The sequence below is a fragment of the Erythrobacter tepidarius genome (assembly GCF_002155695.1).
Lineage (GTDB): Bacteria > Pseudomonadota > Alphaproteobacteria > Sphingomonadales > Sphingomonadaceae > Erythrobacter > Erythrobacter tepidarius.
The window spans coordinates 194,114-214,244 of the sequence record NZ_MUYJ01000001.1; the positions used below are offsets into that span (position 1 = coordinate 194,114).

The 20,131-nt window shown below is 65.3% G+C and carries 23 protein-coding genes and 1 tRNA gene; 21 read left to right on the forward strand and 3 right to left on the reverse strand.

Annotated elements, in window-relative coordinates; genetic code table 11:
* Window positions 1-44: 44 nt before the first annotated feature.
* The 4 genes from BZF61_RS00915 to BZF61_RS00930 all read left to right on the forward strand — a co-directional run bounded on the left by BZF61_RS00915 (window position 45) and on the right by BZF61_RS00930 (window position 3,888).
* A complete protein-coding gene (locus BZF61_RS00915) occupies window positions 45-962 on the forward strand; it encodes a LysR family transcriptional regulator (RefSeq protein ID WP_086616748.1) in 918 nt (305 codons plus the stop codon).
* 82 nt (window positions 963-1,044) lie between these two features.
* Window positions 1,045-2,184, forward strand: a complete 1,140-nt coding sequence (locus tag BZF61_RS00920; protein WP_086616749.1) for a beta-ketoacyl-ACP synthase III — start codon at window positions 1,045-1,047, stop codon at window positions 2,182-2,184.
* A gap of 61 nt (window positions 2,185-2,245) precedes the next feature.
* Window positions 2,246-2,995 (forward strand): phosphatidylserine decarboxylase, encoded by a 750-nt coding sequence (locus BZF61_RS00925; protein ID WP_086616750.1) that lies wholly within the window; start codon window positions 2,246-2,248, stop codon window positions 2,993-2,995.
* Complete coding sequence (locus tag BZF61_RS00930; RefSeq protein WP_086616751.1) at window positions 2,992-3,888, forward strand: CDP-alcohol phosphatidyltransferase family protein; 897 nt, start codon at window positions 2,992-2,994, stop codon at window positions 3,886-3,888. The genes BZF61_RS00925 and BZF61_RS00930 overlap by 4 nt, the downstream gene beginning before the upstream one ends.
* Here BZF61_RS00930 and BZF61_RS00935 read toward each other — a convergent pair.
* Entirely contained in the window at window positions 3,824-4,087 is a 264-nt protein-coding gene (locus BZF61_RS00935) for a hypothetical protein (RefSeq protein WP_086616752.1), read from the reverse strand. The two genes, BZF61_RS00930 and BZF61_RS00935, sit on opposite strands and share 65 nt — an antisense overlap.
* Before the next feature lie 284 nt (window positions 4,088-4,371).
* On the opposite strand from BZF61_RS00935, the gene rpsB reads away from it, so the two are divergent.
* From rpsB to rpmE, 12 genes are all read left to right on the forward strand, one after another.
* Window positions 4,372-5,154 (forward strand): 30S ribosomal protein S2, encoded by a 783-nt coding sequence (gene rpsB / locus BZF61_RS00940; RefSeq protein WP_086616753.1) that lies wholly within the window; start codon window positions 4,372-4,374, stop codon window positions 5,152-5,154.
* A 112-nt stretch (window positions 5,155-5,266) separates the two neighbouring features.
* The gene (gene tsf / locus BZF61_RS00945; RefSeq protein ID WP_086616754.1) at window positions 5,267-6,193 is read left to right on the forward strand and encodes a translation elongation factor Ts; all 927 of its coding nucleotides are present in this window, start codon (window positions 5,267-5,269) and stop codon (window positions 6,191-6,193) included.
* 163 nt (window positions 6,194-6,356) lie between these two features.
* Window positions 6,357-7,076: a UMP kinase gene (gene pyrH / locus BZF61_RS00950; protein ID WP_086616755.1), complete on the forward strand. Its 720-nt coding sequence runs from the start codon at window positions 6,357-6,359 to the stop codon at window positions 7,074-7,076.
* Window positions 7,077-7,094: 18 nt separating this feature from the next.
* On the forward strand, window positions 7,095-7,652 hold the full coding sequence (frr, locus tag BZF61_RS00955; protein ID WP_086616756.1) for a ribosome recycling factor: 558 nt from the start codon (window positions 7,095-7,097) through the stop codon (window positions 7,650-7,652).
* Between the two features lie 19 nt (window positions 7,653-7,671).
* Window positions 7,672-8,361, forward strand: coding sequence for a polyprenyl diphosphate synthase (gene uppS, locus BZF61_RS00960; RefSeq protein WP_086616757.1), 690 nt, complete (start codon window positions 7,672-7,674; stop codon window positions 8,359-8,361).
* Window positions 8,348-9,103, forward strand: a complete 756-nt coding sequence (locus BZF61_RS00965) for a phosphatidate cytidylyltransferase (RefSeq protein WP_086616758.1) — start codon at window positions 8,348-8,350, stop codon at window positions 9,101-9,103. The genes uppS and BZF61_RS00965 overlap by 14 nt, the downstream gene beginning before the upstream one ends.
* Window positions 9,104-9,110: 7 nt before the next feature.
* Window positions 9,111-10,277, forward strand: coding sequence for a 1-deoxy-D-xylulose-5-phosphate reductoisomerase (dxr, locus tag BZF61_RS00970; protein WP_086616759.1), 1,167 nt, complete (start codon window positions 9,111-9,113; stop codon window positions 10,275-10,277).
* Window positions 10,278-10,293: 16 nt separating this feature from the next.
* Window positions 10,294-11,391 (forward strand): RIP metalloprotease RseP, encoded by a 1,098-nt coding sequence (rseP, locus tag BZF61_RS00975; protein ID WP_086616760.1) that lies wholly within the window; start codon window positions 10,294-10,296, stop codon window positions 11,389-11,391.
* Between the two features lie 176 nt (window positions 11,392-11,567).
* Window positions 11,568-14,291 carry an outer membrane protein assembly factor BamA gene (gene bamA / locus BZF61_RS00980; RefSeq protein ID WP_086616761.1) on the forward strand — a complete coding sequence of 908 codons (2,724 nt, stop codon included), beginning with the start codon at window positions 11,568-11,570 and terminating at the stop codon, window positions 14,289-14,291.
* A complete protein-coding gene (locus BZF61_RS00985; protein ID WP_086616762.1) occupies window positions 14,291-14,974 on the forward strand; it encodes an OmpH/Skp family outer membrane protein in 684 nt (227 codons plus the stop codon). The genes bamA and BZF61_RS00985 overlap by 1 nt, the downstream gene beginning before the upstream one ends.
* Before the next feature lie 32 nt (window positions 14,975-15,006).
* Complete coding sequence (gene fabZ, locus BZF61_RS00990; protein ID WP_086616763.1) at window positions 15,007-15,480, forward strand: 3-hydroxyacyl-ACP dehydratase FabZ; 474 nt, start codon at window positions 15,007-15,009, stop codon at window positions 15,478-15,480.
* 412 nt (window positions 15,481-15,892) lie between these two features.
* Window positions 15,893-16,117, forward strand: a complete 225-nt coding sequence (gene rpmE / locus BZF61_RS00995) for a 50S ribosomal protein L31 (RefSeq protein ID WP_086616764.1) — start codon at window positions 15,893-15,895, stop codon at window positions 16,115-16,117.
* A 120-nt stretch (window positions 16,118-16,237) separates the two neighbouring features.
* Here rpmE and BZF61_RS01000 read toward each other — a convergent pair whose 3' ends face one another.
* Window positions 16,238-16,555, reverse strand: coding sequence for a TraR/DksA family transcriptional regulator (locus tag BZF61_RS01000; RefSeq protein ID WP_086616910.1), 318 nt, complete (start codon window positions 16,553-16,555; stop codon window positions 16,238-16,240).
* Window positions 16,555-17,190 carry a prolyl hydroxylase family protein gene (locus tag BZF61_RS01005; RefSeq protein WP_086616765.1) on the reverse strand — a complete coding sequence of 212 codons (636 nt, stop codon included), beginning with the start codon at window positions 17,188-17,190 and terminating at the stop codon, window positions 16,555-16,557. The genes BZF61_RS01000 and BZF61_RS01005 overlap by 1 nt, the downstream gene beginning before the upstream one ends.
* A gap of 233 nt (window positions 17,191-17,423) precedes the next feature.
* Here BZF61_RS01005 and BZF61_RS01010 point away from each other — a divergent pair.
* From BZF61_RS01010 to ccmE, 5 genes are all read left to right on the forward strand, one after another.
* Window positions 17,424-17,500 (forward strand) — tRNA-His (locus tag BZF61_RS01010).
* A gap of 51 nt (window positions 17,501-17,551) precedes the next feature.
* Complete coding sequence (locus BZF61_RS01015; protein ID WP_086616911.1) at window positions 17,552-18,619, forward strand: Glu/Leu/Phe/Val family dehydrogenase; 1,068 nt, start codon at window positions 17,552-17,554, stop codon at window positions 18,617-18,619.
* Window positions 18,620-18,725: 106 nt separating this feature from the next.
* Window positions 18,726-19,496 (forward strand): heme ABC transporter permease CcmC, encoded by a 771-nt coding sequence (gene ccmC / locus BZF61_RS01020; protein ID WP_086616766.1) that lies wholly within the window; start codon window positions 18,726-18,728, stop codon window positions 19,494-19,496.
* Entirely contained in the window at window positions 19,496-19,636 is a 141-nt protein-coding gene (locus tag BZF61_RS15725) for a hypothetical protein (protein WP_158094041.1), read from the forward strand. The genes ccmC and BZF61_RS15725 overlap by 1 nt, the downstream gene beginning before the upstream one ends.
* A 13-nt stretch (window positions 19,637-19,649) precedes the next feature.
* Window positions 19,650-20,111: a cytochrome c maturation protein CcmE gene (ccmE, locus tag BZF61_RS01025; protein ID WP_086616767.1), complete on the forward strand. Its 462-nt coding sequence runs from the start codon at window positions 19,650-19,652 to the stop codon at window positions 20,109-20,111.
* Window positions 20,112-20,131: the final 20 nt, after the last annotated feature.

Below are 20,131 nucleotides of genomic sequence, written 5' to 3' on the forward strand. Positions count from 1 at the left end.
TATCTGAATATTCTATTTAATAGAACGATGGGCAGGATTTCCTGGTGGCAAACCTCAATCTGCATCACCTGCGCCTGTTCCGGGCCACGGCCCGCGAAGGCACGCTGACGGCGGCAGCGCGCGCGCTGAACATCTCGCAAAGCGCGGTCTCCACCCAAATCAAGGCGCTCGAAGCCGATCTTGGCCATGATCTGTTCGAGCGGCGCGGGCGCCATCTGGTGCTGACCGAAGCGGGGCGGATCGCGCTCGACTATGCCGATCAGATCTTTCTCGCCTCGGACCAGTTGATGGCGACCTTTCGCGCAGTCGGCGGGCAGCGCAAGGTGCTGCGCATCGGCGCCCTGGCGACCTTGTCGCGCAACTTCCAGATGCGCTTTCTAGCGCCGCTGATCGGGCGCGACGATGTCGAGGTGGTGCTGCGCTCGGGCACCCAGTCGGGCCTGCTGCGCGCGCTCGAGGCGATGAGCATCGACGTGCTGCTGACCAACCTCATGCCCGCGCGGGATGCTGCCAGCCCCTATCTGGTGCAGCGGCTCGACGAACAGCCGGTGAGCCTTGTCGGCGCGCGTTCGCGGTTGGCGTTGGCGGGGCAGGGGCTGAAAGGGCTGCTGAAGACCGCGCCGCTGATCCTTCCCACCCCCGAAACCGCGCTGCGCGCCGGGTTCGACGCGCTGACCGAGCGGCTGGGGATCGTCCCGCGGATCGCAGCCGAGGCCGACGACATGGCGATGCTGCGGCTTCTGGCCCGCTCGGAGGCGGGCGTGGCGGTGATCCCGCCGATCGTGGTGCAAGACGAACTCGCCGCCGGCCTGCTCTGCGAACTGTTCCAGCTGCCCGACCTGTCCGAGGTGTTCTACGCGGTCACCATCCGTCGCACCTTTCCCAATCCGCTGCTGGCCGAAGTGATGGGCCGTGGCGAGGAGACAGCCGGGGCGCTTCCGGCAGGCGGCGCGGCGGGTTGACCCTCCACCATCGCGGTGCTGCCGGGTCTTGCCGGGTGCGGGGGCGCGCAGTAAGCCCGCGCGCTCCACGCGAGAGGGATTCATGCAGGACGCGCAACCTAGTCTCACCGCCGGCCTCACGGGGCGCCCGGTGATTTCCGCCACCGGTCTGTTTACTCCGGCCGAGATCATCACCAACGAGGAGCTGGTCGCCAGCTTCAACACCTTCGTCGATCGCTACAATGCCGCCCATCCCGAGGCCGAGCCGCTGGCCTATTCCTCGGTCAAATTCATCGAGAAGGCGAGCGGCATCAAGGCGCGCCACGTGATGAGCAAGACGTCGATCCTCGACCCCGAGATCATGGCCCCGCGCTGGCCCGAACGCGCCAATGACGAGCTCTCGATCATGGCCGAGATCGGTGTGGCCGCGGCGCAACAGGCGCTCGACCGGGCCGGACGCCGCCCGCAAGATGTCGACGCGGTGCTGTGCGCGGCATCCAACATGCAGCGCCCCTATCCGGCAATGGCGATCGAAATCCAGCAGGCGCTCGGGATCGAGGGCTTCGCATTCGACATGAATGTCGCCTGCTCCTCGGCGACCTTCGGCATCCAGACCGCCGCCGACTACATCCGCGCCGGCAATGCCCGCAGCGTGCTGGTGGTCAGCCCCGAGATCACCTCGGGCCATCTCAACTGGCGCGACCGCGACAGCCACTTCATCTTCGGCGACGTGGCGACTGCGGTGCTGGTGGAGGATGCGGGACTCGCGCCGGCCGGGCACTGGGAGATCCTCGGCACCAGGCTCAAGACGGTCTTTTCGAACAACATCCGCAACAATTTCGGATTCCTCAACCGCGCCACGCCCGAAACCCAAGGCACGCCGGACAAGCTATTCGTCCAGGAAGGGCGCAAGGTGTTCAAGGAAGTCGTGCCGATGGTGGCGCAGTTGATCCTCGAGGAGGCCGCTCGGCTCGGGATTGCGCCGGAGAGCCTGCGCCGATTGTGGCTGCATCAGGCCAACGCCGGAATGAACCGTCTGATCGCGCAGAAGGTTCTCGGCCACGAGGCCAACGAGGACGAGAGCCCGACGGTGCTTGACACCTATGGCAACACCTCCAGCGCCGGCTCGATCATCGCCTTCCACCTGCATTCGGACGATCTGGTGGCGGGTGATACGGGGCTGATCTGCAGCTTCGGTGCGGGATACTCGGCGGGCAGCGTTTTCGTGCGTAAGGTCGGCTGAGGCTGCTGCAGCGGACCGAGCATTCTTGCAGGCCCGCGCGCCACTCCCTAGAAGCTGAGCGATGGCAGGTGAAATCCTCGATAACAAGGGCCGGGGAGACGCGCCCTGGAGCTGGCCCACGATTCACCCGGAAGGTCGCAAGTTCGGGCTGGCCGTGAGCGCGGTCAGCCTGTTTTTCCTGCTGATCGGCTGGGAACTGATCGGCTGGCCGCTGGCCTTCCTTGCGATTGCAGTGTTCGCTTTCTTCCGCGATCCCGAACGGGTGGTGCCGCAGGCCGATACGGCGCTGGTCTCGCCGGCTGACGGGCTGGTCAGCCTGATCGAAGACGTCGAGCCGCCGCGCGAATTGCAGATCGACGACGGATCGGGCTTTGCTGGCCTTGCCTCCGGGCCGGTGACGCGGGTGTCGATCTTCATGAGCGTGTTCGATGTGCACATCAATCGCACCCCGATAGGCGGAACGGTGCGGCGGGTGGTCTATATTCCCGGGCGCTTCATGAATGCCGAGCTCGACAAGGCCAGCGAGGAGAACGAAAGGCAGCACATCCTGATCGAGCGCGGCGACGGGCTGAAGATCGGTTTTACCCAGATTGCAGGGCTGGTGGCGCGGCGGATCGTGCCTTTCGTCAAGCCCGGCGACATTGTCGCCAAGGGCCAGCGGGTCGGCCTGATCCGCTTCGGCAGCAGAGTCGATGTCTATCTTCCGGCTGGCACTGATCCCAAGGTGATGATCGGCCAGACCGTTATCGCGGGCGAGACAGTGATCGCCGAAATTGGTCAGCGCGGGCTGATCGAAGGGATCGCCCAATGAGCCGCCAGCCACCCCGCGCCAGCGGGCCGCGCAAGCTGCCCGGCGCGCGCTTCCTGCCGGCGCGGCTTGGCCCCAAGGCGGCCGAGGACGAGAACGAGGACGCGCCGGCGGTGCGCGGCGGCGGCCTGACCTTGCGGGCGATGCTGCCCAACGCCATCACTGCCGCCGCGCTGTGCGCCGGTTTGACCGGCATCCGCTTCGCGATCGACGGCCAATGGGACTATGCGGTCGGGCTGGTGGTGCTGGCCGGGGTGCTCGACGGGATCGACGGTCGCATTGCCCGCTTGCTCAACGCCCAGTCGCGTTTCGGCGCGGAGCTCGACAGCTTGGCGGATTCGCTGTCATTCGGCGTCGCGCCGGCGCTGATCCTGTTTCTGTGGAGCTTGCAGGATCTGCCCCGTTTCGGTTGGTTTGCCGCGCTTGCTTTCGCGATTTCCTGCGCCTTGCGCCTCGCGCGCTTCAACGCGCGCATTGACATGGACGAGCAGCCGCACAAGTCCGCCGGGTTCCTGACCGGGGTTCCCGCTCCGGTCGGCGCGGGGCTGGCCTTCACACCGTTCTACCTGTGGCATGAGACCGGGATTGCCTTCTTTCGCGATCCGCTGGTGATGACCGTGTGGCTGGCGGTGATCGCAGGCCTGATGATCTCCAACATGGCGACGCTCAGCTGGGCCTCGCTGCGGCCGCGCAAGGCGATCCGGCTGTGGCTGATCGCCTTCGCCGCGCTCGCCTTTGCCGCCTTGCTGCTCGAGCCGTGGTGGACGCTGGCGACGATCTGTGCGGCCTATCTGGCGCTGATGCCCTATGGGCTGGTCAAATACGGCCGGATCAAGCGGCGCCGCGCGCTCGAGCAGGCAACGGCCGCAGCATCGGGGCGCGCCGCGGCAGGATAACCGCGCCGCCGAGACGCGCACCGGCGCGCAGCCGCACTTCGCCGGCAGCGAGCTGCCTGATGAAGCCGGCATTCATAACGGCCTTTTCATGCATCAGTACGCCATAGGCCCGACGCGCCTTGATCGCGCTGTCGGCAAGGCTCAGCACCGCCATGACCGCGGCGAGGGCAAGCAGCAGGTTGATGGCAAGAGCAAGCATGGCGGGTTCCTTCCGATTCGGTGTTCGATATTTGTTCCTTACGGTTTGTTCCCTAGACGTTCCGGCCTGTCAAGCAAATATTCGCGTTATGTTCTGCTTGTTCCGGCGATTCAGGGCTGGATTTTCCCGAGGCCCGCGGCTAAGGGCGCGCTCGCTACGGGCGGGCCGCAGGCCCTGTCCGCAGCACTAACGTCACATGGAAGGCGCGCATACCGGTGCCGCAGGCGGGGACTCCGCCAGCGCGGTTCCAGCCTTCCAGAGGAACAACCGGAAAGGAATGACATATGGCGGCACCTGTCGTCACGATGCAGCAATTGATCGAGGCCGGCGCTCACTTCGGCCACCAGACCCACCGCTGGAACCCGCGCATGAAGCCCTACATCTTCGGCGCGCGCAACGGCATCCACATCATCGACCTGTCGCAGACCGTGCCGCTGTTCGCGCGCGCGCTCGACTTCGTCGAAGCCACCGTGCGTTCGGGCGGCAAGGTGTTGTTCGTCGGCACCAAGCGTCAGGCGCAAGAGCCGATCGCCGAAGCCGCGCGCATGTCGGGCCAGCACTTCGTCAACCACCGCTGGCTGGGCGGGATGCTGACCAACTGGAAGACCATTTCGGGTTCGATCCGCCGCCTCAAGAGCCTTGAGGAAATGCTCTCGGGCGACACCAGCGGCCTGACCAAGAAGGAAGTGCTCAACCTCACCCGTGAGCGCGACAAGCTTGAGCTGTCGCTCGGCGGCATCCGCGACATGGGCGGCATTCCGGACGTGATGTTCGTGATCGACGCCAACAAGGAAGACCTCGCGATCAAGGAGGCCGCGGTGCTTGGCATTCCGGTGATCGCGATCCTCGATACCAATGTCGACCCGTCGAATATTGCCTTCCCGGTTCCGGGCAATGACGACGCGAGCCGGGCGGTGCGTCTTTACTGTCAGGCGGTCGGTCAAGCCGCGCTTGCCGGCAAGGGCAAGCTCAAGGCTGAGACCGCTGCCGATGTCGGGGCGATGGAAGAGCCGCCGGCCGAAGCCGTCGTCGTCGATGAACCGGCGGCCGAAGACGCCAAAGCCTGATTTTGCGGGGGCGATTGACGGTTTTCGTCAAGCGCCCGTCACATTCCCCCTCTAGCGCGCCGGTCATCCTTGTGGGTGACCGGCGCCCCCCGAATAGAAGAAGGACATTCCCATGGCCGATTTTTCCGTCGCCGATGTGAAGAAGCTGCGCGAGCGCACCGGCGCTGGCATGATGGACGCCAAGAAGGCGCTCGCCGAAGCCGGCGGCGATATCGAGGCTGCCGTTGACGCCCTGCGCGCCAAGGGCCTCGCCACCGCCCAGAAGAAGTCCAGCCGCACGGCTGCCGAGGGTCTGATCGGTGTGCTGGTGGAAGGCACCAAGGGCGTGGTGGTCGAAGTCAACTCGGAAACCGACTTCGTTGCCAAGAATGACAGGTTCCAGGACTTCGTCCGCAAGGTGACAGCGGTTGCCCTGCACCTGGGTACCGACGATGTCGACGCGCTCAAGGCGGCGGCCTACCCCGACGGCGGCACTGTCGCCGAAAAGCTGACCGACAATGTCGCCACCATCGGCGAAAACCAGCAGATCCGCCGGATCAAGACCGTCTCGGTCGAGAAGGGTGCGGTCGTTGCCTATGTGCATACCGCCGCTGCCGAAGGCCTCGGCAAGATCGGTGTGCTGATCGGCTTGGAGAGCGAGGCGGGTGCCGACGTGCTCGAACCGCTCGGCAAGCAGCTCGCGATGCACGCCGCTGCCGCCTTCCCGATGGCGCTCGATGCTGAAAGCCTCGATCCCGAAGTGATCGAGCGCGAGCGCAAGATCGCTGCCGAAAAGGCTGCCGAAACCGGTAAGCCCGCCGAGGTGCAGGCAAAGATGGTTGATGGCGCAGTGAAGAAATTCGCCAAGGAAAACGCGCTGCTCAGCCAGATCTTCGTGATGGACAACAAGACCGTGATTGCCGATCTCATCGCTCAGGCTGGCAAGGCCGCGGGCACCCCGATCGTGCTCAAGGACTATGCCCGCTTCCAGCTCGGTGAAGGAATCGAGAAGGAAGAAACCGATTTCGCGGCGGAAGTGGCGGCGGCCGTCGCCGGCTGATTTTCGCTCTGCCGAAGCACGAACCGGCCGCCGCAGCGTCGATGTTGTGGCGGCCGTTTGCTTGAGCGCCACCGCGCACGGCGCTACCTTACCCTTTGCGCAATCGCGGTTTGGCCGTTAAGTGCGCGCCGCAACCAGATTGCTCCCGGAGCCCCGCACCCCCATGCCCCTTCCCCCGCTCAAGCGTGTCCTGCTCAAACTCTCCGGCGAAGTGCTGATGGGGGATCAGCAGTTCGGGATCGACCCGGGTTTCGTCGCCGCGCTTGCTGCCGAAGTGAAGGCGGCCAAGGATACGGGCCTTGAAATCTGCCTGGTCATCGGCGGGGGCAACATCTTCCGCGGCATGGCAGGCGCGGCCAAGGGGATGGATCGCGCCCAGGCCGATTACATGGGAATGCTCGCGACGGTGATGAACGCTCTGGCGATGCAGAATGCGCTCGAGCAGCTTGGCGTCCAGACCCGCGTGCAATCGGCGATCGAGATGGACAAGGTGTGCGAGCCGGTGATCCGCCGCCGCGCCGAGCGCCATCTGGAAAAGGGCCGCGTGGTGATCTTCGCCGCGGGCGTGGGCGCCCCCTATTTCACCACCGACAGCGGCGCGGCGCTCCGTGCTGCCGAAATGAAGTGCGATGCGCTGCTCAAGGGCACCAGCGTCGACGGGGTCTATGACAGCGACCCCAAGCAGAATCCCGAGGCAAAACGATTCGATCGGGTTTCCTATGACCGTGTGCTGGCCGACAATCTCAAGGTGATGGACGCCTCTGCCGTGGCGCTGTGCCGTGACAACAAGATCCCGATCGTCGTCTTCTCGATCCGCGAGAAGGGCAACCTCGCGCGCGTGCTGGCGGGCGAAGGCGTCCAGACCATCGTGCAAGACAGCTAAGAAAGAGGAACCTCAGCCATGCCGCAATTTGACAAGGCCGATGTCGAGCGCCGGATGAAGGGCGCGGTGGAATCGCTCAAGAGCGACCTTCAGGGCCTGCGCACCGGCCGGGCCAACACCACCTTGCTCGATCCGGTGCAGGTGGAGGTCTATGGCGCGATGATGCCGCTTCATCAGGTGGCGACCGTTTCGGCGCCTGAGCCGCGGATGCTTTCGGTGCAGGTGTGGGACAAGGCGAACGTCCATGCGGTGGAAAAGGCGATCGCCTATGCCAATCTCGGGCTCAATCCGATCGTCGACGGCCAGACCCTGCGCCTGCCGATCCCCGATCTGACGCAGGAGCGTCGCAAGGAGCTGGCCAAGCTCGCGAGCCAATATGCCGAAAAGGCCAAGATCGCGATTCGCAACGTGCGCCGCGATGCCATGGAAAGCCTCAAGACCGACGAAAAGAAGAAGGAAATCTCCGAGGACGAGCGCAAGCGCTTGGAAGAGCAGGTCCAGAAGCTGACCGATCAGCACGTCAAGGAAGCCGACGAGGCCGCGGCCAGAAAGGAACAGGAAATCCTCGCGCAGTAAGCGCCGAGAATCTCGGACCATGGGAACAGGATTGGACCAGTCGCGCGCCAGACATGTCGCCATCATCATGGATGGCAATGGCCGCTGGGCCAAGAAGCGGGGCTTGCCGCGCGCGGCCGGGCACCAGCGCGGGGTCGAGGCGGTACGGCGGCTGGTGCGCAGTCTCGAGCCGACTGGGCTTGAATGCCTGACGCTTTATGCCTTCTCCTCGGAAAACTGGAAGCGGCCTGACGAGGAGGTCGACGATCTGATGAACCTGATGCGCAAGTTCATCAAATCCGACCTGCCCGAATTCGTCGCCAACAATGTCAAGCTCAAGATCATCGGCGACTGGCAGTCATTGGCGCCCGATATCGTCGCCATGCTGAAAGACGCGCTGGCGCAAACCGCGCATGGCAAGCAGACGCTGGCCGTCGCGCTCAACTATGGCGGCCAGCACGAGATTGCGCGCGCTGCGGCCAAGGCGGCTGCCGAAGGCCCGGTGAGCATCGAGACGATTGCCGCGCACCTCGACACAGCCGATCTCCCGCCGCTCGATCTGCTGATCCGCACCAGCGGCGAGATCCGCCTGTCGAATTTCCTGCTGTGGCAATCGGCCTATGCCGAGATGCTCTTCGTCGATACGCTGTGGCCCGATTTCGAACCGGCGCACCTTCGCCAGGCGCTCGACGACTTTGCGCGGAGGGAGCGACGCTATGGCGGGCGCTGACGGGCGCAAGCAAGCTGTCTCCGATTTGCCGGTGCGGCTCGGCTCGGCGGTGGTGATGCTGGTGATCTCCTTCGGGGCGCTGTGGCTCGGTGGGTGGTTCTGGACCGGCTTCGTCGGCGTGCTGGCGCTGGGCGTGCTGTGGGAGTGGAACCGGCTGGTGCGCCGCTTCGCTGCGTCCGGCCTTTCCGAGACGCTGTGGTTTTTCGCTGGTGTGCTCTACATCGGCGGGGCGGCGCTGGCGATGATGGCGCTCAGAAACGGGGCGCAGTTCCTGCCCGTGAATGGCCAGAGCTTGGGCTATGGCCCGCTTGAGGTGCTGTGCGGCTATATCGCGCCGATTGTCGCGGTCGATGTCGGGGCCTATTTCGCCGGCCGGGCTATCGGTGGCCCCAAGATCGCGCCGAAGATCAGCCCATCCAAGACGTGGGCCGGGCTGGGCGGCGGGGCGCTGGCGGCGGGGCTCGTGGGGCTGGGCAACGAGCTGGCGGATTTTGGCCCGGCCTCGGGCTCGCCCGGTTACGACATGGCCAGTCTGGCGCTGGCGCTGGTCGCCGGCCTGCTGATCGCGGTGCTCGCGCAGAGCGGCGATTTCTTCGAAAGCTGGATGAAGCGGCGGGCAGGCGTGAAGGATTCGAGCAATCTCATCCCCGGCCACGGCGGGCTGTTCGATCGGCTCGACGGCTTCCTTGCAGTGTTCTTCATGCTGTTTGTGATTGCCTTGGGCCTGCGTTTGCTGGGATGATGCGGCCATGACCCGTTCGCTCACTGTGCTCGGCGCCACCGGCTCGATTGGCGCTTCGACGCTCGATCTGGTGCGCCGCAACCGCGGGGCATGGCGGGTAGAGGCCCTCACCGCGCATTGCAGCGCGGCCGAGCTGGCGGCGCTTGCGATCGAATTCGACGCCAAGCTTGCGGTGGTCGGGGACGAAGGCTGCCTGCCCGAATTGCGCGCGGCGCTCGGCAATAGCGGGATCGAAGCGGCCGGCGGCGCGAAGGCGCTGGCCGAGGCGGCGGCGCGGCCCGTGGACATGACGGTCGCGGCGATCGTCGGCTGCGCGGGGCTCGCCCCGGTGATGGCGGCGGTCGAGCGCGGGGGCACCATTGCGCTCGCCAACAAGGAAGCGCTGGTTTCGGCGGGCGAAGTGCTGATGCAGGCTGTCGCCAGGCATGGCGCGACGCTGCTGCCCACCGATTCCGAGCATAATGCGATCTTCCAGTGCCTTGCCGGAAACCGCCTGTCGGATGTCGTGCGCATCACGCTGACCGCGAGCGGCGGGCCCTTGCGCACCTGGAGTGCCGAACGGCTCCATGCCGCCACCCCGGCCGAGGCCATCGCCCATCCCAACTGGTCGATGGGGGCCAAGATCAGCGTGGATTCGGCCACGATGATGAACAAGGGGCTCGAATATATCGAGGCCTATCATCTCTTCCCGGTCGGGCTGGAGAAGCTCGCGATCGTGGTTCACCCGCAGAGCGTGATCCACTCGATGGTCGAGTTCCGTGACCGTTCGACGCTGGCGCAGCTCGGCCCGTCGGACATGCGGGTGCCGATTGCCTCGTGTCTGGCCTGGCCGCAGCGGATGGAGACGCAGCTGCCGGCGCTCGATCTCGCCGCGATCGGCCAGCTGACCTTCGAGGCGCCCAACGAGGCGCTGTTCCCCGCCACGCGCCTGGCGCGCGAAGCCATAGCGGCAGGCGGGGCCGCGCCGGCGATCCTCAATGCCGCCAACGAAGTCGCGGTAGCTGCTTTCCTTGCCGGTCAGATCAGGTTCACCCGGATTGCGGCATTGGTCGAGGAAACCCTCGCGCGCAGCAATGACGCCCCGCCCCCGACGAGCCTCGATGAAGTGCTCGCCGTCGATCAATCGGCTCGCAGGCAAGCCATGAGCCTGCTGGAGAACAGCGCCCTTGTTTGATTCCCCCCCTTTCTGGATGTACGTGGCGGGCTTCCTGCTGCTGCTCGGGCCGCTCGTTACGCTCCATGAGCTTGGCCACCTGCTGGTCGGTCGCCTGTTCGGGGTGAAGGCGGAAGTCTTCTCGGTCGGGTTCGGCAAGGAGATCGCCGGCTTTACCGACCAGCGCGGCACCCGCTGGAAGCTGTCGGCGCTGCCACTGGGCGGTTACGTTCAGTTCCGGGGCGATATGAACCCGGCGAGCGTGCCCGATCCTGCCGCGCCCAGAGAGGAAGGCAGTTTCCAACATGCCGCCTTGTGGAAGCGCGCGCTGATCGTGGCGGCAGGGCCGGTGACCAACCTTCTGGTCGCGATTGCGATCTTCGCGGCCTTCTATGCCATTCTCGGCAAGCCGGTGATCGAAGGCGCAGAGGATTCGCGCACCATCGGCGGCTTCGCCGAGGGGAGCGTCGCCGAGGCTGCGGGGATGCAGGTGGGCGATACCATCATCGCCATCGATGGCAAGCCAGTTGCCGATTTCGATGAGCTGCGCAGCGCGGTGGGCCTCCATCCGTCCCGCAAGATGGTGTTCACCGTCGAGCGTGAAGGCGCACGGATCGACATTGCTCTCACCACCGCGCGGGTCATCAAGATCGATGAGTTCGGCAATCCCACCTCGATCGGCCAAATCGGTGTCGCGCCCGCCGGCGGGAAGTATGTGTTCGAGGATGTCGGCCTGTTGCAGGCCGTGCCTTTGGCCGTCGAACAGAGCTGGGATCTGATGGGCATGATGGTGACCGGCATCCAGCAGATCCTCGTAGGTGACCGATCCTTCCAGGAACTGGGCGGTCCGCTCAAGATCGCCAAATACTCGGGCGAACAGATGAGCCTCGGGTTCGCAGCCTTCATCAACTTCGCCGCGCTGATCTCGCTTAATTTGGCATTCATCAACTTCTTGCCAATCCCCGCTCTCGATGGCGGGCACCTGATGTTCTATCTGGCCGAGGCGATCCGCCGCAAGCCGGTGGGGCCGCAGGCGACCGAATGGGCCTATCGCACCGGCATTGCGCTGGTGCTGATGCTGATGGTGGTGGTGACGGTGAATGATCTCTTTTCGCTACCCCTGTTCGGCTCCTGAGCCTGTATCTGCATCGAGCCGCGGTTTGCCGTGGAAAGCGCAGGCTCTATCGCGCCAGGTCTTGGCTCGCGGCTTGATTGCGCGGCGTGCATCGGGCAGAGGCATCCCCGAGCGCGCCCGGTTCTTCGGGGGCGGATCACCCACAGGTTGGACGGGACGTTAGCTGCATGAACCCTATGAGCGAGACAGGCCGTGGCCTCGTCACCGGCCAGACCGGCACTTCGCGCACCCTGTCCCGGGCCGAACGGCTGGTTGCTTTGCTGACCTGCGGGTCGATCCTTGCAGGTTTCCCCGGCGTGGCGATCGCGCAGGATGCGGCGCAGCCGGCGCCCGCGCCTGCGCCTGCCGCCCAGAGCAATATCATCCGCTCCATCAGCGTGGTCGGGGCCGAGCGTCTCGAGCCGACCACCATCCTCACCTACATCCGGCTGCGCGTCGGACAGGAATATACCTCCGCCGCTGCGGACGAGGCGCTCAAGGATCTCGGTGCGACCGAGCTGTTCGCCAATTTCTCGATCCGCAATGACAACGGCAACGTCGTCATCACCGTGACCGAGAACCCGGTGATCAACCGCATCGTGCTGGAAGGCAACAAGCGGCTCAAGGAGGACAAGATCCTCCCGGAAATCAAGCTGGCCCCGCGCCAGATCTTCACCCGCTCGAAGGTGCGCGCCGACGTGGCCCGGATCATCGAGCTCTACAAGCGTCAGGGCCGGTTTGCCGCTCAGGTCGAGCCGAAGATGGTGCAGCTGCCGCAGAACCGCGTCGATATCGTGCTCGAGATTTCGGAGGGCCCGAAGTCCAAGGTCCGCCAGATCAACATTCTCGGCAACGAGAAGTTCGACGATGGCAAGCTGCGCGGCGAGATGGTCACCAAGCAGGCGCGCCCCACCAGGTTCTTCAGTTCGAACACCAGCTACGATCCCGATCGCCTTGCCTTTGACCAGCAGAAGCTGCGCCAGTTCTACCTCACCGAAGGCTACGCCGATTTTCGCGTCGTCTCGGCGGTGGCCGAGCTTACGCCCGACCAGAAGGACTTCATCATCACCTACGTGGTGGAAGAGGGGGAACGATACAAGTTCGGCGAGGTCAAGGTCGACAGCCAGCTGCGCGACTTCGACAGTGACGCGATGACCACCCAGCTGCCGATGCAGACCGGCGATTGGTACAACGCCAAGCTGGTCGAAGACACTGTCGAGCAGCTGACCGAGCTGGCCGGCCGCTTTGGCTATGCCTTCGCCGATGTCCAGCCGCGTTTCCGCGCGAACAAGGATGACCTGACGATGAACATCACGTTCATCCTGCGCGAGGCGCCGCGCGTCTATGTCGAGCGGGTCGATGTCAATGGCAACACGCTGACGCAGGACAAGGTCGTGCGCCGCGAATTCCGGATCGCCGAGGGTGACGCCTTCAACAGCCTCGCGGTGCAGCGCACCACGGCGCGCATCAACTCGCTGGCCTATTTCCAGGAGAACTTCGAAGTCACCCAGACCGAAGGCAGCGCGCCTGACCGGATCGTGCTCGAAGCCAATGTCGAGGAGCGTCCGACCGGCGAATTGCAGTTCTCGGCGGGCTTCTCGTCGATCGAGCAGTTCATCCTTGCCGGTTCGATCCGTCAGCGCAACTTCCGCGGGCGAGGTCAGACCATCGGCCTCAGCGTCAACTATTCGCAGTTCTCGCGCTCGGCGCAGGTGAGCTTTGCCGAGCCCTACCTGTTCGACCGCAACATCTCGGCCGGGGTGGACATCTACCGCCGCGACTTCAACAGCTTCAATTTTACCAACCGCGATCGCAACACCACCTTCCGCCAATCGACCACGGGCTTCTCCGTGCGCGCGGGTGTGCCGCTGACGGAGTACATGTCACTTATCGGCAGCTATACGCTCAATTATGAAGACGTGACGCTGGATGAGAACCAGTTCTTCTCCGACCTCGACGGTGACGGCACGCGCGAGTGCGATCCCTTGCTGGCGGGCCGTTTCCTGTGCGACGCGATCGGCACCCGGCTGAGTTCGATCCTCGGCCTCACCCTCAACTACAACTCGCTGAATTCGCGCATCCGTCCGAGCCGCGGCAAGACGATCTCGCTGAGCGGGGAGTTCGCGGGGCTGGGTGGAGACGTGCGCTACGCGCGGTTCCGCGGGCGTGCGCAGCAGTTCTGGAACGTCGGCAATTCCGGCTTCATCTTCTCGGTTCTTGCGGAAGGCGGCACGATCATCCCGTTGCAGGATCGTCCTGGCGCGGGCGTGGACGACGTCTTGCTGACGGACCGCTTCTTCCTTGGTGAGCCGCAGTTCCGCGGCTTTGCGATCCGCGGTGTCGGCCCGCGTGTCTTGACCCAGCGTTACGAAACCGATGCCAATGGCAACCCGGTACTGATCACCGATCGCCGCCAGACCCGCGATGACGCGATCGGCGGGCGCAATTACTATCTCGGCCGCGCGGAGCTCGAGATTCCGCTCGGCAGCGGCGCGCGCGAGCTCGGCCTGAGGCCTTCGATCTGGACCGACATCGGGGCGCTGTGGGGCGTCGCGACGCCGGTGCTTCAGGACAACCCGAACGGGCTGCAGCAGCGCGACGCGCAGGGCAATCTGCTCTATCTCACGCCCCGACTCGACGCCAATGGCCAGCCGGTGCTGGTCAACGGCCAGCCGGTGTTCGACCCTACCACCAGCCCCACGGCTCCCAACGGCACGGCCAATTCTCCGCTCATCCGACCGGGCAGCGCCATCAAGGAAACCTTCCTTGGCAACTCACCCAGCCCGCGCATCACCGCCGGGATCGGGGTCAATTGGAATTCGCCTTTCGGCCCCTTCCGGATCGACTTCGCCCAGACCATCCGCAAGGTTCCGGGCGACGACGAACGCCAGTTCACCTTCAACGTAGGAACCCAATTCTGATGACGATTTTCTCCAAGCTGATTGCCCCGGCTGCGGTGGCGCTTTGCGCCCTTGCCGCCGTGCCCGCGCAGGCACAGGTCGAAGGCCGCATCGCCATTGTCGATATCGCGCGCGCCGTGATCGGCACCACGGCCTTCCAGACCGCCTACGAACAGGTCAACACCACCTACGCCCAGCAGAACGAACTGCGCCGGACCAAGGCGCAGGAGCGCCAGACCCTGCTCCAGTCGTTCGATACCAACGGCGACAAGCAGGTCGATGATGCCGAACTCACGGCCAAGCAGAAGTCGCCGCAGTTCAAGCAGCTCCAGACGTTGGAGCAGGAGATCCAGGCGCTCACCAACCAGATCGATGCCGCGCGCGTCTATGCGGTCGAGCAGGTGATTGCCCAATACGGCGCTGCCCTGCAGGAAGTGGTGACCAAGCAGCAGATCAAGCTGGTGATCGATCCGGGCAGCGTGATGTACACCGTCCCCGAGGCCGACATTACCCAGCAGATCACCACCGCGCTGAACGCCAAGGTTCCCTCGGTCGGCATCGTTCCGCCGCAGGGATGGCAGCCCGCGCGCGAAAGCGTGCAGCTGTATCAGGAGATCCAGCAGCGCCTGCTCACCGCGCAGCTGATCCAGCAGCGCCAACAGCAGCAGCAGCAGGGCAATCCGCAGGCCCCGGCCGGCCGCTGAGGCGGGCCTCTACGCCAGCCAGGGAGCAAGCGATGAGCGAGGCTGAGATTCCCGCTCCGGCGGCAGTGGATTACGACATCGGCAAGGTCCTCCAGGCCTTGCCGCATCGCTATCCGCTGCTGCTGGTCGACCGCGTGCGGTCGATGACGCTGGGCGAGCGGATCCACGCGGTCAAGGCCGTGAGCATGAACGAGCAGTTCTTCCAGGGCCATTTTCCTGGTGCTCCGATCATGCCCGGCGTGCTTCAGATCGAGGCGCTGGCGCAGGCCGCGGGCATACTCGGGATCGAGACGATGCAGCTGGCCGGTAGCGGCAAGCTGGTGATCTTCATGGGTATCGAGAACGCCAAGTTCCGCGCCCCGGTGACGCCGGGATGCCTGCTCGATCTGCATGTCGAGTTCACTCAGAAGCGCAGCCGCGTCTATAAGTTCAGGGGCGTGGCCAGCGTCGAGGGCAAGACCACCTGCGAGGTCGAATTCACCGCGATGATGACCGACGCGCTTTGAGCTGCGCAGGCCCGTGCGGGCCGCCTTCCTCGGTGCCTGCGCCCGCCTTGCAAGCTCGCGCCGCTACAGCGCGCGCCGTGCGATTGTGGCCGCGGCGCCGCCGTCCCTTTCTGCTTGATCAGGCCCGGCAGCCGTTCATCCAAGGGCTGGTTCGAGGCACTTGAGACACAGTTCAGGGATCGAAATGGCCGCGCTCAATGCTTGTGTTGCGATCGGCGGAACCGCCCAGTTCCGCTCCGGCAAAACGGCGATGGCAAAGAGCCGCGTCAGCCTAGCGGCAGGGGAAGGGCATAGGAAAGGCCGCCGCCGGCCAAAGGCGGTTGCATTGCGCGGCATTCCCCACTAAGGGGCGCGCTTCCCGTTCGATAGCACCGCCGGTCGGCACCGGCGAAAGCTGACAAGGATTTGCGTCATGAAGGCCGAAGGGCACCCCGATTATCACATGATCACGGTCAGGATGACCGATGGCACCGAATACCAAACCCGTTCGACCTGGGGCAAGGAAGGCGATGTCATGTCGCTCGAAATCGACCCGCTCAGCCACCCGGCATGGACCGGTGGCAAGCAGCAGGTTGCCGAGGGCGGCCGGGTGGCCGCGTTCAACAAGCGTTTCGGCGGCCTCAGCCTCAAGAAGTAGGCAAGCCAGGCTGCGCGGGTGGCGGCCCGCAACGAGGGGGGCGGCCCGGCAGGGTCGCCTTTTTCGTATTTGCACTCTCTCGTGCTGGCGGGCCTGGCCTGCTCTCCGGGTAGGCGCGCTTCATGCCGCGCACTTGACGCAGCGCGTCGCCATCGGCTGGGCTTCGAGGCGCGCCCGCGGGATCTCGGCGCCGCAATTGGCGCAGGTGCCATAGGTGCCATTGGCAATCCGGGCGAGCGCGAGGCGGATTTGCCGCGCTTCGGCGCGCAGCACCTCGTCCACCCCTTCAAGCGCCTCGTCATCGGCCAGATCGACCGCCTGTTCGCTGAAATCATCATCGAGCGGGTGGCGCAGATCGTCCTCGATCTCGTCGCTGCGTTCGAGAATGTCGGCGAGCCGCGCCTTGAGCTGCTGCGCGATGCCGGAAAAATCAGTCATCATCCCCTCCATGGCCTTTCGCGATACCACTTGGTGATCACGTATTTCACGCCCTTCCTGACCTTCATCCCGTGATGGAGCGTCGCCGGGTTGACGCTTCCGTCGGCCAGGCGATTGTTCCAGCACAGCAATTTGCCTGTTTCGGGCTGGAAGGTCTTGTCGAGCATCTTGAAGCGGGTAGCACCGCCCGCCGCGACTTCATTGAGATAGATCATGAAAGTCCAGGTGCGGTTGCCCGACAAGGTGCAGAACCTCGCGAAGTCGCGGCCGCCGGGAGTGAAATAGTCGGTGTGCGGCTTGAACTCCTGCCCTTCGGCATAGCGCTGGCCCTGCAGCGGCTCGCCATAGGCGCGATCGAGGCCGGAGAGCTGCGCGATCAGCGCCTCGATCCGCTCCACCGCGGGCAGGCCGGCGGCCAGATCGCAGGTCTCGCTGGTGCGGAAATAGGCATCGCCATTGTCGTCGGCGATGGTCGAGGGGCGGCGACCTGCGTCGATCAGCGCGATCAGCTCGGCGCACAGGGACGGATCGGCAAAGCCGCGCAGCTGGAACAGCTCGGCCTTGGCCGTCGGCAAGCGCTGCACCCTGTGATGCGCCGACAGTCGCGCGGCGATGGATTCGCTGGTGCCGAACATCGCATTCAAGGATAGCTCGCCACAGCAGGGGCGCAATGATTTCGGGAGCCGCGTAACAATCTTGCGCGAACGCTCGCGCAAAGCACTTTTCGCTTCCCATCGGCAGGCCTTTGTGCAAGAGGCTCGCGCCCGTCCAAAGCGCACTTGACCGCGCGCCAGCCTTGCTTAAACCGCGCGCCTCTAGCGCGGGCTTGGCAGCGACCGGCAAGGTTGCTTTCGGGCAGGGGCGTGTGGCGATCATAGCTCAGCTGGTTAGAGCGCCGGTTTGTGGTACCGGAGGTCACGGGTTCGAACCCCGTTGGTCGCCCCATCATCCCCATGCCCTGTCATGCTGTCCCGCGCCGGAAACGGGGACAAGCTGATGACCGCTTTCTGGGCCGAGCCCGATTTCGACGCACATGAGTGCGTGCAACTGGTGCATGACCGCAAGAGCGGTCTGACCGCGATCATCGCGATCCATTCGACCCATTGCGGCCCTGCCGCAGGCGGCACCCGTTTCTGGCACTACAACGATCCCGCCGGCGCGATGCGCGATGCGCTGCGCCTGTCGCGCGGGATGAGCTACAAGAACGCCATGGCCGGCCTGCCGATGGGCGGCGGCAAGGCGGTGATCCTTGCCGACGAGCAGCGCATCAAGACGCCCGAAATGCTCGCCGCTTTCGGCGACGCGGTCGAGGCGCTGGGCGGCCGCTATATCACCGCCGAGGATGTCGGCATCACCGAGGCGGACATGGTCGCGGTCGCGCAGCGCACCGCCTATGTCTCGGGCCTGCCGGTAGCGGGCGCGGGCAATGCGGGCGGCGATCCCGGCCCGTTCACCGCGATGGGCATCTTCCTTGGCATCAAGGCGGCGGTTCGTCACAAGCTCGGCAAGGACAGCCTTGCAGGCGTCCATGTCGCGGTGCAGGGCACCGGCAGCGTGGGCGGCGGCGTGGCGCGGCTGCTGGCCAAGGAGGGCGCGCGGCTGACGCTGGCCGACATCCATTCCGAACGCGCCGCCGGGCTGGCGCGCGAGCTGGGCTGTCAGGCGGTGGCCTCGGACGCGATCATGTCGGTCGGCTGCGATGTTTTCAGCCCCAATGCGCTCGGTGCGATCCTTGATGATGCGGGGGTTGCCCGACTCGATTGCGCGGTGGTGGCCGGCGGCGCGAACAACCAGCTGGCCCGGCCCGAGCACGGCGTGCTGCTGGCGGAGCGCGGCATTCTCTATGCGCCCGACTATGTCATCAACGCAGGCGGGATCATCTCGGTCACGCTCGAATATCTTGCCCGGCGCGCGGGAGCCTCGGCCGACATCAACGAAGTGCGCCGCCGGCTGGCGCAGATTCCGGGGCGGCTCGAATCGATCTGGGCCGAAAGCGACGCCACCGGCGTGCCCGCCGATGTGGTGGCCGACCGCATGGCGCAAAAGCTGATCGGACGCGGCTGAGCCGGCCTCGAAGCGTCTGGCGCGCGGGAACTATTCGCGGCGTGCATGAATTGCAGTCTTGTCCCGGATGGGTGTAAGGCTACAAGCCCCGCCAGACGCCAAAGCCATGCACATCTACGCCAACCCCACCCGATTCCTCGCTCTGGCAAAGTGGCTGATGCCGCTGTTGTTCTGGAGCGGGCTTGTGCTTTCGCTCGGCGCGATGGGGTGGGGGCTGTTCGTGGTTCCGCCCGATCGGCTGATGGGCGAGACGGTGCGTATCCTGTTCATCCATGTTCCCGCCGCGTGGCTGGGAATGGGCGGCTGGGCGGGGATCGCCATTTCCAGCGCCATGCTGCTGATCTGGAAACATCCGCTGGCCGCGCTCTCGGCGCGGGCAATCGCGGTGCCGGGGATGGTGTTCTGCGCGATCTGCCTTGCGACCGGCTCGATCTGGGGCCGGCCGACCTGGGGCACCTGGTGGGAATGGGACGGGCGGCTCACCTCGATGCTGGTGCTCTTGTTCCTCTATGCCGGCTATATCGCCCTGACCCAGGCGGCTGCGCGCGAGGGCACGACGCCCAAGATCGCCGCGATCTTCGGCCTCGTCGGCGCGATCAACGTGCCGATCATCAACCGCTCGGTGGTGTGGTGGAACTCGCTCCACCAGCCGCCCAGCATCACCATGGGCAAAAGCGCGATCGATGCCACCTATCTGTGGCCGCTGCTGGTCGCGGTGATCGGCTTTTCGCTCTTGTTCGGCGGGATCGTGCTGATGCGGATGCGCGCGCTGATTGCTGAAGCGCAGGTCGAGGCACGCTTGCGCCGCCGGGCGCTGGACGATGAAGTGCCACGCGCTGGTGCGCCTGCGGCAATGACTTTCGGGGAGCAGGCGTGATGCGCGAGGAACTGGCGCAGTGGGATTTCGTGATCCTCGCCTATGGCGTGGGTCTGGTGGCGCTCGCGGCGGTCAGCATCTGGGCGTGGCGCGCGATGCGCAGTGCCGAGGCGCGCCGCAATGTCGCGCGGCGGCGCTGAGAGGGAGCAGGGCATGAAGGCCAAGCATCAACGGCTCGTGCTGGTGGTGATCGCGGTGCTGGCGATCGTCGGTGCGGGCTTGCTGGCGGCATGGTCGCTGCGCAATCAGGCGAATTATTTCTACCTGCCCGAACAGATGGCCGCCGATCCGCCCGAAATTGGTCAGGCGGTACGGCTCGGCGGGATGGTGCAGGCCGGATCGCTCAAGACCGCAGCGGACGGGGTGACGGTCCACTTCATGGTCACTGGCAAGACCGACGCAGCCATTCCGGTGCGCTACAGCGGCATCCTGCCCGATCTGTTCGTCGAGGGATCGGGCGTGGTCGCCGAAGGCAGCCTTGGCCCGGACGGCGTGTTCATCGCCACCAACTTGCTCGCCAAGCATGACGAGAACTACGTGCCCAAGGAGCTGGAAGGCATGGGCACCAAGGAAGCTGCGAAGATTGCGGCCGATACCACGGTCGGGCTGGACTAGGCGCAAGGGACAAGGTGAGG

Bases quoted from the DNA above. Each gene is read 5' to 3' on its own strand.
- BZF61_RS00920 (WP_086616749.1), top strand. From the start codon at position 1,045: ATGCAGGACGCGCAACCTAGTCTCACCGCCGGCCTCACGGGGCGCCCG.
- BZF61_RS00925 (WP_086616750.1), top strand. From the start codon at position 2,246: ATGGCAGGTGAAATCCTCGATAACAAGGGCCGGGGAGACGCGCCCTGG.
- BZF61_RS00930 (WP_086616751.1), top strand. From the start codon at position 2,992: ATGAGCCGCCAGCCACCCCGCGCCAGCGGGCCGCGCAAGCTGCCCGGC.
- BZF61_RS00935 (WP_086616752.1), bottom strand. From the start codon at position 4,087: ATGCTTGCTCTTGCCATCAACCTGCTGCTTGCCCTCGCCGCGGTCATG.
- rpsB (WP_086616753.1), top strand. From the start codon at position 4,372: ATGGCGGCACCTGTCGTCACGATGCAGCAATTGATCGAGGCCGGCGCT.
- tsf (WP_086616754.1), top strand. From the start codon at position 5,267: ATGGCCGATTTTTCCGTCGCCGATGTGAAGAAGCTGCGCGAGCGCACC.
- pyrH (WP_086616755.1), top strand. From the start codon at position 6,357: ATGCCCCTTCCCCCGCTCAAGCGTGTCCTGCTCAAACTCTCCGGCGAA.
- frr (WP_086616756.1), top strand. From the start codon at position 7,095: ATGCCGCAATTTGACAAGGCCGATGTCGAGCGCCGGATGAAGGGCGCG.
- uppS (WP_086616757.1), top strand. From the start codon at position 7,672: ATGGGAACAGGATTGGACCAGTCGCGCGCCAGACATGTCGCCATCATC.
- BZF61_RS00965 (WP_086616758.1), top strand. From the start codon at position 8,348: ATGGCGGGCGCTGACGGGCGCAAGCAAGCTGTCTCCGATTTGCCGGTG.
- dxr (WP_086616759.1), top strand. From the start codon at position 9,111: ATGACCCGTTCGCTCACTGTGCTCGGCGCCACCGGCTCGATTGGCGCT.
- rseP (WP_086616760.1), top strand. From the start codon at position 10,294: ATGTACGTGGCGGGCTTCCTGCTGCTGCTCGGGCCGCTCGTTACGCTC.
- bamA (WP_086616761.1), top strand. From the start codon at position 11,568: ATGAGCGAGACAGGCCGTGGCCTCGTCACCGGCCAGACCGGCACTTCG.
- BZF61_RS00985 (WP_086616762.1), top strand. From the start codon at position 14,291: ATGACGATTTTCTCCAAGCTGATTGCCCCGGCTGCGGTGGCGCTTTGC.
- fabZ (WP_086616763.1), top strand. From the start codon at position 15,007: ATGAGCGAGGCTGAGATTCCCGCTCCGGCGGCAGTGGATTACGACATC.
- rpmE (WP_086616764.1), top strand. From the start codon at position 15,893: ATGAAGGCCGAAGGGCACCCCGATTATCACATGATCACGGTCAGGATG.
- BZF61_RS01000 (WP_086616910.1), bottom strand. From the start codon at position 16,555: ATGACTGATTTTTCCGGCATCGCGCAGCAGCTCAAGGCGCGGCTCGCC.
- BZF61_RS01005 (WP_086616765.1), bottom strand. From the start codon at position 17,190: ATGTTCGGCACCAGCGAATCCATCGCCGCGCGACTGTCGGCGCATCAC.
- BZF61_RS01015 (WP_086616911.1), top strand. From the start codon at position 17,552: ATGACCGCTTTCTGGGCCGAGCCCGATTTCGACGCACATGAGTGCGTG.
- ccmC (WP_086616766.1), top strand. From the start codon at position 18,726: ATGCACATCTACGCCAACCCCACCCGATTCCTCGCTCTGGCAAAGTGG.
- BZF61_RS15725 (WP_158094041.1), top strand. From the start codon at position 19,496: ATGCGCGAGGAACTGGCGCAGTGGGATTTCGTGATCCTCGCCTATGGC.
- ccmE (WP_086616767.1), top strand. From the start codon at position 19,650: ATGAAGGCCAAGCATCAACGGCTCGTGCTGGTGGTGATCGCGGTGCTG.